Raw genomic sequence first — 11453 nt, forward strand, 5'->3', positions numbered from 1 at the left:
AAGCGGTGGCAAAGTAGTCAGAGCATTTTGGCTTGAGCAAAGCGAAAGCCAGCGCCTTGAGACGCCGGCTTTTATTATCGGCTTATAGCCGATGTGCAAACCACCCGTTTGACGGGTGGTTATGATTTTGAAAGTTTTTATTGTAAAAAAGCGAATCCTCATTAATACTTTAATGCAATTGTTGTAAAACCTTGCGACAGTAGTAACAGTGAATTTGACCATCTTTGTCAGCTAACTTTCGTGCATGCATCGCAGAAAAAGTATAGTGTTCATGACAAAACGGACAAACATATTGCCTTTTACCAAATAGTGAGGTAATAAAGCCCAAAATTTTCTCCTCCATAAAAAATTATACACCGCTTACCATTATAGCGGAGATTATCTTTATAGAAAAGGCTTTTATTCATTTATTTGTTTATATGAGGTTTCACTAATTTCTTTAAGAGCATCACGCTGTTGTTTCTGATCAACGTGAGTATATAAATCGGTAGCAGATGTTCCTTTTTGCCCCAATTGTTGAGCTACTAATACTTGATCTTTCGTTACCTCATACATTTCAGAAGCAAGGGTATGACGTAATTTGTGGGGAGTAAGAGGATGTCCAAAAGCGGTTGAATACTTTTTAACCATTTTTTCAATTGCATTAGCTGTCATTCGTCGAGTTTGCTTGTGATAAACGGTTAGGAAGAAAGCAGTATCCTTTTTTAAAGCGTGGTATCGCTGCGCACGAATCGCTTGATAAGTTTGGATATAACTAATAGCCCAAGGTGCAATTGGTACCGAATCTCTTTGGCCACCTTTTCTTGTTACATCCAGCAGCGATTGCTTTAAGTTTAAGTCACCAAGATTTACATTGGCCGCTTCAGATACCCGGACGCCTGTTCCTAAAATAAGAGCAATAATTGCAATATCTCGTTCTTTGTTTACTTTATAAGAGGGAAGGGCTCTTTTATCACATTTGTTCGGATATTCTTTTTCAATGAAGGTGATAAAATCAAATTTCATTTGTCCTCGGTACATGTGTGAGGCTAGGGTATGTGCTCGATAATTTAATGTTTTTGTATCATTAAGGGAGTCAATCTTCAACATTACATTACGGTCAAAATAAGACTCACCATTATTATTATCTGCGGTAACTGTTAAAAACTTATACAATGACCTCAATGCATTAATAGATCGATTAACTGAAGTGGGGGAATTTAACCGACCTTGTGCATTGGTAGTATGTTGAAGATAATCGATATAAAGCATTACATCGCTGCGTCGTAAATTAGCCAGCGTATCGATTGGCAGATCCTTATTAGAATTAACAGCGACGATCCCACTTGACCGTAACCAATCAAAGAATCTCCGAATTTCAGTTAAGTACTGATAGGTTGTTGTCACTGCATGATTGGTCCCTAAATAATACTCGTTAACATAATCAGGAAGGTTTTGAAGCTCCTCTTGAATTAGCTTTAAATATTTATCTGCTTCCATTTTTATATCCTCCTTGATACTAAAAAGAGCCGCTTGAAAGAAAACTTTCAACGACTCTCTAAAACTATCGGGAAAACAGGATTCGAACCTGCGACCCCCTGGTCCCAAACCAGGTGCTCTACCAAGCTGAGCTATTTCCCGTTAACAACGAACAAATATTATTTTACCAATTCTTAATTAAAGAGTAAAGAAATATTTTAAGCATTTTTAATTTGAGGTGATTAATAGTTGAAAATTAAATGACATCATAGCAAAATTTTTATTAATTGCAAAAAAATATGGTTGAACCGAAATGCTTCTCTAGTATTCAATAAAGATGATAAATAATTTTATTATTGGCTAATTATAAAGAATATATTTCCATAAAATAGTTTGATATTCAAAATACTTTTGAAAATAATTTGATCATCGAATATTTTGATACTTGAAATATTTTTTGGAGGCAGGTGAATCTTTTTGGCAATAATGAATGCGCAGGAGATTATGGAATTAATTCCTAATCGCTATCCGATTTGCTATATCGATTATGTCGATGAATTAGTTCCTAAAGAAAAGATTACCGCAACAAAAAATGTCACAATTAATGAATCATTTTTTCGCGGTCATTTTCCTAATAATTCTGTTATGCCTGGAGTTTTAATTATCGAAACATTGGCCCAAGCTGCTTCAATTTTGATATTAAAATCACCGCATTTTTATAAAAAAACAGCTTATCTTGGCGCAATTCATAAAGCGAGATTTCGACAAATGGTCCGTCCTGGTGATGTATTAAAACTAAATGTTGTTATGAAAAAAGTTCGATCATCAATGGGAATTGTGGAAACACAAGCGTTTGTGAACGACAAAATAGCTTGTAATGCAGAACTTGTCTTTATCGTTGCTGAACGAGAAGAAAAGATTTAGCATGGTGAATCATTATCATTTATAATATATTTTGATAATCAAATTATTCGGGGCTATAGAATAAAATTGAAGGGAAGAAATATATTATGAGTAAAGATAATGATTACGAAAAAATCAATAAAGGATTAATCAAAGTCTATTCCGGAATTCTATGGATTGAAGAAAATGAGTTACGGAAAAGTACATTCAATGATTTAACAATTAAAGAGATGCATGCAATTGATGCAATTACGATGTATAACCATCAAACAATTTCTCAAGTAGCAGAAAAACTTCATTTAACTCCAGGAACAATGACTTCAATGGCTGATCGTTTAATTTGCAAGGGATATGTTGAAAGAATTCGTGATAAAGATGATCGCCGCATTGTTCGGTTACGTTTAACAAAAAGAGGACGAGTGCTATATCGTGCGCACCGTGCTTTCCATAATATGATGGTTGAACGTTTCCTCCAAGGAATGAGTGATGAGGAAATGAAGGTTGTCAAAAAAGCCTTGCAAAACTTAGAAGATTTTGTTGATGAGCATGCTTAGAGATAAGGATTGACCAACATTGCAAAATTTAAGAATTACTAGTACTGCGAGTTATCATCCATCACTCAAGATTACTAACCAGCAATTATCAACAATCATGAATACTTCAGATGAGTGGATTAAGACGCGGACTGGAATTCATCAACGTTATATCAGCAATAATGAAAATACATCAGACTTGGCTGTTAACGTTGGTAATCAGTTATTGACCAATGCTAATTTAACGGCGACTGAACTTGATTTAATCATTATTGCAACGATGTCTCCTGATGCCTATACTCCTTCAACTGCTGCCATTGTTCAAGGAAGATTAGGAGCAAAGAATGCAATTGCGTTTGATATCTCAGCAGCTTGTACTGGCTTTATCTATGCCATGAATACAGCTGAGTTAATGTTGAAAAACTCTTATTGGCAAAATGCAATGGTAATTGGCGCGGAAGTATTATCAAAACTGATTGATTGGAAAGATCGAAGTACCGCTGTATTATTCGGCGATGGGGCTGGAGGGGTGTTACTTCAAAAGACAGCTACAACAACACCTTTAATTCTTGGTCGTGATCTCCATACATTTGGTGACTTAGGAGATAAAATTATTGCCGGAAGAACAACACTTAAAGCCGGCTTCCCTAAGTAGCTAACATCCCTTTCACCATTTATGATGGCTGGTCGTGATGTATATCGTTTTGCCACTCATGAAGTTCCACGCTCAATTGCTTCTGCCGTTCAACAAGCTAATTTGAAAATAGACGATATTGATTATTTTTTATTACATCAGGCAAATGAACGGATAATTACCCAAATTGCAAAGAGGCTGGCACAACCAATTACAAAGTTTCCAATGAATATTAGTGAATATGGAAATACGGCCGCTGCTAGTGAACCAATTTTATTGACTCAAGCTATTACCCAAGGATTAGTTAAGCCAGGAAATATTATTGCAATGAGTGGTTTTGGCGGCGGTTTAAGTACAGGAACAATAATCTTAAATTATTAATAGAGAAAGAAGAATGAATATGACTAAAGAAGAAATTTTTAATACTGTAAAAAATATTACTGTTGATGAATTAGATGTTGACGAAGATCGTGTAACAATGAATGCACGAATCAAAGACGACCTTGATGCTGACAGTCTTGATGTTTTCGAAATTATGAATGAGCTTGAAGATAAGTTTGAAATTGAATTAGATGCTGATGAAGGAATCGAGACTATTAGTGATGTTGTTGATTTTGTAAAAAAAACAATTGGATGAAAAATAATGCACTACGGAATATTATTTAGCGGTCAAGGTACACAGCGATCGGGAATGGGAGTCGAGCTTATGGCCGACTCCCTTTTTTCAAGGATTGTTAGTCAGGCAAGCACTATTTGTAAACTTGATTTGCTCAAAATTATGAAAAACGAGCATAACGAGTTGAATAAAACAGCATATGTTCAACCAGCAATCGTAACAGTTAGTTATGGAATCTACCGAATGTTAAAACGAGATCTACCTCAATTATCAATTAAGGGGATGATTGGCCTATCTTTAGCCGAGTACGCTGCCTTAATTGCTAGCAATTCACTTTCATTTGAAGAAGGAATTAAACTAGTCGCGGACCGTGCTCGTTTTATGCAACAAGACGCGGACAAGGAAATAAGTACATTAGCAGCTGTCCTTGACCCTCAACTTCAAGAGATAAAAGAACTAATCATCGCTCAACAAGAAAATGATCAGCGGGTTTATATTGCTAACTATAATTTGCCACGACAAATCGTAGTGGGCGGGGCATTAACCGACTTAAAGCCTACCCTTAAAAAGATTGAAGAAGATAAGCTTGCTAAAAGAACGGTTATGCTCAAAGTTAATGGTGCATTTCATATTCCCTTCTTTAACGGTGCACGTCAACAGATGCATAACCGATTACAAACGGTCGACTTTCATGAGCCACAGATTGAAGTTATTAGCAATACTACTAACAGCTTATTTCATTGTGAAGATCTTCCAGGAATCCTTGAAAAACAATTAGCTGTTCCAACACATTTTGGAGCTAATGTTAAGGAATTAGTCAAGCGCGCAAAAATTGACACAGCATTAGAAATTGGTTCTGGAAAGACATTATCTCGCTTTGCTCACCAAGTTGACCGTCATTTAAATACTCAACATATTGAAAATCTTGCTGATTATGAAAATTTTATAAAGGAGCAAAAAGATGAAACTGACAGATAAAGTCGTTTTTATAAGCGGAAGTACCCGCGGAATTGGGGCAGCTACTGCATTAGAGTTCGCTGAAGCTGGTAGTCGACTAATCCTCAATGGGCGGCAGGATAACTTACCAAACGCGCTTAAAGAAAGACTAGATTCACTAGGGACAGACTATCACTACCTTAAAGGCGATATCGCAAATGAAGAATCAGTTAGTGAATTAGCAACAACTGCTTGGCAAATATATGGGAAGATAGACATTCTTATTAATAATGCTGGAATCACGAATGATAAGTTAATGATGGGGATGAAAGCTAGTGATTTTGACCAAGTCATCAACGTTAATTTACGAGGGACCTTTATGTTAACGCAACCTATTTTTAAGAAAATGCTCAAAGAACGAACTGGTTGTATTATCAGCCTTGCTAGTATTGTTGGTCTGCATGGTAATACTGGTCAAACTAATTATGCTGCAAGCAAGGCAGGAATAATCGGCCTTACTAAATCACTTGCCCAAGAAGGAGCTCGCCGCGGGATTCGTTGCAATGCGATTGCTCCCGGAATGATTGCTAGTGATATGACCGAAAAATTATCTGAACGGGTAAAAGATCAGCTGCTTAATCGTATCCCCCTCAACCGCTTAGGACAGTCAGGAGAAGTTGCTAAGACGGCAAAATTTTTAGCAGAAAATGATTATTTAACCGGTCAAACTATTGTCGTCGATGGTGGGATGACAATCTAGGAGGGACAAAATGACAAGAGTTGTAATAACAGGAATGGGTGCTGTTGCTCCTAATGGTAATGGTATTCAAGAGTTTATAAGTAATAGTTTTGCAGGCAAAGTTGGAATTAAAACGATCAAGAAATTTGATGCCAATTCGACAGGAATTACCGTAGCTGGTGAAATTGCTGTCAGGATAATACGATCATTACGGGAGCTAGGAATTAAGACAGTAGCTATTTATTCAACTGCAGACCACGAAAGTCTTCACGTTCAACTAGCGGATGAAGCTGTATGCGTTGGAACCGCCCGGGCCCAAGATTCATATTTGAATGCGAAAAATATTTTAGAAGCTGCTCTTGGTACAGGTGCCCAGGCGATCCATCCTGGCTTTGGTTTTCTATCAGAAAATGCGGAATTCGCGACAATGTGTGAAGAATGCGGAATTACGTTCATCGGTCCCCAAGCCTCAGTTATTGACTTAATGGGAAACAAGGAGCACGCACGAGAGCAAATGAAAAAATCAGGGGGTGCCTGTAATTCCTGGAAGTGATGACTATATTACCAATGTTAATGACGCTGTTGGGGTTGCAAACAAGATTGGGTATCCAATTTTGTTAAAAGCGGCTGCTGGTGGTGGCGGTAAAGGGATCCGACGAATTAATGATCATAACCAGATGCGGCAAATATTTAGCGAGGCCCAAAACGAAGCCCGTCTTTCGTTTAATGATGACCGAATGTATCTTGAAAAGATTATGGAGAATGTTAAACATATTGAGGTCCAAGTCTTTCGTGATAATTTTGGCAATGCTGTTTTCTTTCCTGAATGAGACTGCTCGATTCAACGGAATAAACAAAAATTGATTGAAGAAAGTCCTTGTGTCCTAGTAAATGAACAAGAGCGAAAAACGCTAGGACAAATTGCCATGCGAGCCATTAATGCGATTAACTATCATAATACGGGGACAATAGAATTTCTAATGGACAAGGACCATCACTTTTACTTTATGGAAATGAACACTCGTATCCAGGTTGAACATACAGTGACGGAGATGGTAACTGGGATCGATTTAGTGAAAGCACAGGTTATTGTCGCTGCGAATGAACCACTTCCCTTTACCCAACAGGATATTCAGGTTCATGGACATGCGATTGAGTGTCGGATAAATGCTGAAAATCCTAAGCAAAACTTTATGCCAGTGACAGGGACGATTAATTACTTGTATCTTCCAGTCGGTAATTTGGGGATGCGAATTGATACTGCTATTTATCCTGGCAGTAAGATCACCCCTTATTATGATTCAATGATCGCTAAGGTAATTGCCCTTGGTCAAGATCGCCAAGAAGCTATTGAAAAAATCAAACGACTTTTAAATGAAATGGTAATTATGGGCGTAACAACCAATCAAAATTTCTATTTAGCAATCCTAAACAATCCTAAATTTTTGGCAGGAACAGCTTCAACAACGTTTCTTGAAGACTCCTTCTTGCCACAATGGAAAAAGGAGCTGACAGCGTGAAATTATATGATCAAAATAATACTTTAAGTGAACGGCACATCAAAGCAGATAAAAATGCTGATGAAAGGGTCCCAGATCAAATATGGCTAAGATGTCTGCATTGTCATCATACTATTCGCCAAGTAACTAACTCAATATGCTGTTTGTCCTAGCTGCGATTATGGATTACGAATACCTGCTCGTCATCGACTTTCATGGTTAGTAGATTCTTTTAAGGAACTCGATAACGATCTCCAGACAAAAGATCCGTTACATTTTCCAGGATACCAAGAAAAAATTAGCAAACTACAAAGACAAACTAAACTGAATGATTCAGTCCTAACTGGTGAAGCTTCAATTAATGATCAGCCATTTTCACTAGGCATTATGGATCCAACATTTATTATGGGATCACTCGGAACTGTTACAGGTGAAAAGATAACGCGCTTATTTGAATATGCAACTACCCATCGTCAAGCAGTAGTATTATTCACTGCTTCAGGTGGGGCACGGATGCAAGAAGGAATTATGTCATTAATGCAGATGACTAAGGTTTCACAAGCAATAAATGAGCATGCTGCTGGCCTTTTATACATTGTGGTCTTAACCGATCCAACAACTGGTGGAGTAACTGCTAGTTTCGCAATGGACGGAGATATTATTCTCGCTGAGCCCCATGCACTTGTTGGCTTTGCTGGCCGTCGCGTTATTGAACAGACGATTCACTAGCAAATTCCTGTCGACCTCCAATCAGCTGAAAACATCCTGCATCATGGGTTTATTGATCGAATTGTAAAACGTCAAGATGAAAAAAAGCTGCTTGAATGGCTATTAAAAACAGGGAGCGTTGCTAATGAATGAACAATTATCAGCAAGCGAGATTGTTAAACGTGCTCGCAGCAACAATAAAATTACGGGGATGGAGATTATTCAAAATGTTTTCCCAGATTTTGTTGAGTTGCATGGTGACCGAGCAGGCGGGGATGATCCTGCAATCGTTGGTGGAATCGCTGCTTTCCATCAGCAAGCAGTTACCGTCATTACCACCGATCGAGGAAAAACAACGGAAGAGAAAATCATAAAGCATTTTGGCTCACCAATGCCTAGTGGTTATCGCAAGGCACTACGCTTAATTAAGCAAGCAGCTAAATTTAAGCGACCTGTATTCTGTTTTGTTAATACCGCAGGAGCATTTCCTAGCAAAGAAGCCGAAGAAAATGGGCAAGGAAGTGCGATTGCCCAAAACATTTTACAAATAAGTCAGCTTGCTATTCCAATTATCACGATTATTTATGGTGAAGGAGGTAGTGGGGGTGCATTAGCATTAGCATGTGGGGATGAAGTATGGATGTTAGAAAATAGTACTTATTCTATATTATCTCCTGAGGGGTTTGCTTCTATTATGTGGAAAGATAGTTCGAAGGCAGATAAAGCAGCAGAATTAATGCAAATGGTGCCGCAAGCCTTATTAAGGCAAGGGATTATCGAAGGAATTATTCCAGAAAGCGAAGAGCATCGTAAAATTTGCAAAAATATCGAGCAGGTTTTACTAAAGCGATTAAACAAACTGCAAGAATTATCACCAAATCAACTTCTAGCAAATAGAAAAAAACGTTATCGAAAGTTTTAAGGAGGATAATATGGGAAATATATTAACAGGAAAAAAAGATCGTTGTTATGGGAGTAGCTAATAAACGTTCTATTGCATGGGGATGTGCACAAATGATGGCTGAACAAGGTGCCCAAATTATCTATACTTATCAGAATTCCAGAATGAAAAAAGCCTACAACGGTTAGTAGATGATGAAGATCAATTAATTGAATGTGATGTAGCGGATGACGAAAGGATTGAACAAGCCTTTGCAACTATCAAAGAACGTTTTACAAAAATAGATGGGATCGTACATGCAATTGCTTTTGCCAAAAAAGAAGAATTAGCTGGTTCAATTCTTGGTGCTAGTCGCAATGGTTATACAATCGCTCAAAATATTTCGTCTTATTCCCTTATTGCTGTCACTAAGGTTGCTAATCAGTTGAATCTATTAAATAATCCCGCAAGTATTGTTACCTTAACTTATTTTGGTTCTGAACGTGCTATCCCGAACTATAATGTAATGGGAATCGCTAAAGCAGCCCTTGAAGCTAGTGTTCGCTATTTAGCGCGTGATTTAGGAGAAAAACGAATCCGTGTTAATTCAATTTCTGCTGGAGCAGTTAAGACATTAGCAGTTACAGGCATTAAAGATCGCGATGAACTTTTAAAGATGTCCCAAGCAAGAACTGTTGACGGAGAAGATGTGACTATTAGCGAAATTGGGAATGTATGTGCATTCTTAATGAGCGATTTATCAACCGGAATTACTGGCGATACCATTTATGTTGATAAAGGAGTACATTTGATTTAAAAATAGAAATTCTAAAGACTGAGAAATAAGATTTTTTCAGTCTTTTTGCTATCTTCTAGAAGGAAAACTTAACAATAGCAAGATTTTTTTGTTTTTTTCAAAAAAGTTCTTGCTATTTTATAGATCAGTTGGTATTATTAATAACGTTGTAAAAGACGAGTTAACAATTTTGAGAAAAATTGTTTGATATATTTAAAAATGGCCCGTTAGTCAAGTGGTTAAGACACCAGCCTTTCACGCTGGTATCGTGGGTTCAAATCCCGCACGGGTCACTTTTGCGGAAGTAGTTCAGTGGTAGAACATCACCTTGCCATGGTGGGGGTCGCGGGTTCGAATCCCGTCTTCCGCTTAGTCAGTTCTATTATGCCGGGGTGGCGGAATTGGCAGACGCACAGGACTTAAAATCCTGCGGTTAGTGATAACCGTACCGGTTCGATCCCGGTCCTCGGCACTATTTCGGGAAATAGCTCAGCTTGGTAGAGCACCTGGTTTGGGACCAGGGGGTCGCAGGTTCGAATCCTGTTTTCCCGATCTGGCTAAACAGCTAAGAGGTAATCTTCTTAGCTGTTTTTTTGTAGTCAAAATTTGATTTGTTACTTTGTAACAAGCAGTACTAAAGCAGCCATTAATTAGTTTTTTTGAAATAAAATAAACTTTTTTTGAAAAAAGTATTGCTTTTTATAGGATAACTTGATAGTATAATATTCGTTGCTGATATGCGGGTATAGTTCAGTGGTAAAACCACAGCCTTCCAAGCTGTTGTCGCGAGTTCGATTCTCGTTACCCGCTTTTATTAATTTAATATGGCCCGTTAGTCAAGTGGTTAAGACACCAGCCTTTCACGCTGGTATCGTGGGTTCAAATCCCGCACGGGTCACTTTTGGAGGATTAGCTCAGTTGGGAGAGCATCTGCCTTACAAGCAGGGGGTCACAGGTTCGAGCCCTGTATCCTCCATTACAACTTAATAGTTGTATATACCCATGACACAATGGCTCGGTAGCTCAGTTGGTAGAGCAACGGATTGAAGCTCCGTGTGTCGGCGGTTCGATTCCGTCCCGCGCCATTTATGGGGGAGTAGCGAAGTCTGGCTAAACGCGACGGTCTGTAAAACCGTTCCTTCGGGTTCGGTGGTTCGAATCCACTCTCCCCCATTTTATAGGGATATAGTTAAACGGTATAACTACGGTCTCCAAAACCGTCATTGTGGGTTCGATTCCTACTATCCCTGCTTAACTGAATATTTTGGCGGTATTGGTGAAGTTTGGTTAACACACCGGTTTGTGGGTCCGGCACGCGTGGGTTCAAATCCCACATACCGCCCTTTTGATTAAGCGTATTACTTAATCTTAACTATTTGGTGGTATAGCCAAGTGGTAAGGCAGAGGTCTGCAAAACCTTTATCATCGGTTCAAATCCGATTACCACCTTTTAGTTAGCTGATGCCTCTGTGGCGGAATTGGCAGACGCGCTGGACTCAAAATCCAGTTCCCGTTGAGGGAGTGTGGGTTCGACCCCCACCGGAGGCATATTAGTACTTTGGTACAAAATTGTCAGCTAAGCTAATGAAATAGGAGAAAGCTTGTTATTGCAGGCTTTCTCCTATTTTTGTGCGCCCGGCATGGGTATTAGCTAGGCGGTGAAAGTCCGCTATGGGCCGTAGTAGTCGGAACCATGAGCTGAGGACAAGGGTGTCCGTCGTGAGACGGAATCTGAAGGAAGTCTAAGGCAA

Annotated in this window: 8 protein-coding genes, 14 tRNA genes and 5 pseudogenes; 24 read left to right on the forward strand and 3 right to left on the reverse strand. The window is 38.6% G+C overall.

What is annotated here, in order from left to right; genetic code table 11:
* Positions 1-169: 169 nt before the first annotated feature.
* From CBG10_RS11200 to CBG10_RS06470, 3 genes are all read right to left on the reverse strand, one after another.
* Positions 170-328, reverse strand: a complete 159-nt coding sequence (locus CBG10_RS11200; RefSeq protein WP_165929377.1) for a hypothetical protein — start codon at positions 326-328, stop codon at positions 170-172.
* Positions 329-399: 71 nt separating this feature from the next.
* Positions 400-1479: a tyrosine recombinase XerS gene (xerS, locus tag CBG10_RS06465; RefSeq protein WP_094502522.1), complete on the reverse strand. Its 1080-nt coding sequence runs from the start codon at positions 1477-1479 to the stop codon at positions 400-402.
* Between the two features lie 67 nt (positions 1480-1546).
* Positions 1547-1620, reverse strand: a tRNA-Pro gene (locus CBG10_RS06470).
* 315 nt (positions 1621-1935) lie between these two features.
* Between CBG10_RS06470 and fabZ the strand changes: the two genes are divergently transcribed.
* From fabZ to CBG10_RS06585, 24 genes and pseudogenes are all read left to right on the forward strand, one after another.
* The gene (gene fabZ / locus CBG10_RS06475; RefSeq protein ID WP_094512081.1) at positions 1936-2382 is read left to right on the forward strand and encodes a 3-hydroxyacyl-ACP dehydratase FabZ; all 447 of its coding nucleotides are present in this window, start codon (positions 1936-1938) and stop codon (positions 2380-2382) included.
* An 86-nt stretch (positions 2383-2468) separates the two neighbouring features.
* Positions 2469-2915 carry a MarR family winged helix-turn-helix transcriptional regulator gene (locus tag CBG10_RS06480; RefSeq protein ID WP_094502520.1) on the forward strand — a complete coding sequence of 149 codons (447 nt, stop codon included), beginning with the start codon at positions 2469-2471 and terminating at the stop codon, positions 2913-2915.
* 19 nt (positions 2916-2934) lie between these two features.
* Positions 2935-3909: pseudogene (locus tag CBG10_RS06485) on the forward strand (beta-ketoacyl-ACP synthase III).
* A 19-nt stretch (positions 3910-3928) separates the two neighbouring features.
* A complete protein-coding gene (locus tag CBG10_RS06490) occupies positions 3929-4165 on the forward strand; it encodes an acyl carrier protein (protein ID WP_179230715.1) in 237 nt (78 codons plus the stop codon).
* Positions 4166-4171: 6 nt separating this feature from the next.
* On the forward strand, positions 4172-5122 hold the full coding sequence (locus CBG10_RS06495; RefSeq protein WP_094512083.1) for an ACP S-malonyltransferase: 951 nt from the start codon (positions 4172-4174) through the stop codon (positions 5120-5122).
* On the forward strand, positions 5106-5840 hold the full coding sequence (locus CBG10_RS06500; RefSeq protein ID WP_094508057.1) for a 3-oxoacyl-ACP reductase family protein: 735 nt from the start codon (positions 5106-5108) through the stop codon (positions 5838-5840). The genes CBG10_RS06495 and CBG10_RS06500 overlap by 17 nt, the downstream gene beginning before the upstream one ends.
* Positions 5841-5874: 34 nt before the next feature.
* A pseudogene (locus CBG10_RS11720) lies at positions 5875-5946 on the forward strand (hypothetical protein); the annotation flags it as partial.
* 39 nt (positions 5947-5985) lie between these two features.
* Positions 5986-7339, forward strand: a pseudogene (locus tag CBG10_RS06505) (acetyl-CoA carboxylase biotin carboxylase subunit).
* Positions 7336-8179: pseudogene (locus tag CBG10_RS06510) on the forward strand (acetyl-CoA carboxylase carboxyltransferase subunit beta). Before CBG10_RS06505 ends, CBG10_RS06510 begins: the two co-directional pseudogenes overlap by 4 nt.
* Positions 8172-8948, forward strand: a complete 777-nt coding sequence (accA, locus tag CBG10_RS06515; RefSeq protein WP_094502401.1) for an acetyl-CoA carboxylase carboxyltransferase subunit alpha — start codon at positions 8172-8174, stop codon at positions 8946-8948. Before CBG10_RS06510 ends, accA begins: the two are co-directional and overlap by 8 nt.
* Positions 8949-9043: 95 nt before the next feature.
* Positions 9044-9723, forward strand: a pseudogene (gene fabI / locus CBG10_RS06520) (enoyl-ACP reductase FabI).
* Between the two features lie 200 nt (positions 9724-9923).
* A tRNA-Glu gene (locus tag CBG10_RS06525) sits at positions 9924-9995 on the forward strand.
* A gap of 5 nt (positions 9996-10000) precedes the next feature.
* Positions 10001-10072, forward strand: a tRNA-Gly gene (locus CBG10_RS06530).
* A 16-nt stretch (positions 10073-10088) separates the two neighbouring features.
* A tRNA-Leu gene (locus tag CBG10_RS06535) sits at positions 10089-10174 on the forward strand.
* A gap of 6 nt (positions 10175-10180) precedes the next feature.
* Positions 10181-10254: transfer RNA gene (locus tag CBG10_RS06540), tRNA-Pro, on the forward strand.
* A gap of 187 nt (positions 10255-10441) precedes the next feature.
* A tRNA-Gly gene (locus tag CBG10_RS06545) sits at positions 10442-10512 on the forward strand.
* A 16-nt stretch (positions 10513-10528) separates the two neighbouring features.
* Positions 10529-10600: transfer RNA gene (locus CBG10_RS06550), tRNA-Glu, on the forward strand.
* 5 nt (positions 10601-10605) lie between these two features.
* A tRNA-Val gene (locus tag CBG10_RS06555) sits at positions 10606-10678 on the forward strand.
* 36 nt (positions 10679-10714) lie between these two features.
* Positions 10715-10787 (forward strand) — tRNA-Phe (locus tag CBG10_RS06560).
* A gap of 5 nt (positions 10788-10792) precedes the next feature.
* Positions 10793-10875, forward strand: a tRNA-Tyr gene (locus CBG10_RS06565).
* Between the two features lie 6 nt (positions 10876-10881).
* A tRNA-Trp gene (locus CBG10_RS06570) sits at positions 10882-10952 on the forward strand.
* 17 nt (positions 10953-10969) lie between these two features.
* Positions 10970-11044, forward strand: a tRNA-His gene (locus tag CBG10_RS06575).
* Positions 11045-11080: 36 nt separating this feature from the next.
* Positions 11081-11151, forward strand: a tRNA-Cys gene (locus CBG10_RS06580).
* Positions 11152-11165: 14 nt separating this feature from the next.
* Positions 11166-11250: transfer RNA gene (locus CBG10_RS06585), tRNA-Leu, on the forward strand.
* Positions 11251-11453: the final 203 nt, after the last annotated feature.

This window comes from Limosilactobacillus reuteri (assembly GCF_002254085.1).
Lineage (GTDB): Bacteria > Bacillota > Bacilli > Lactobacillales > Lactobacillaceae > Limosilactobacillus > Limosilactobacillus reuteri_K.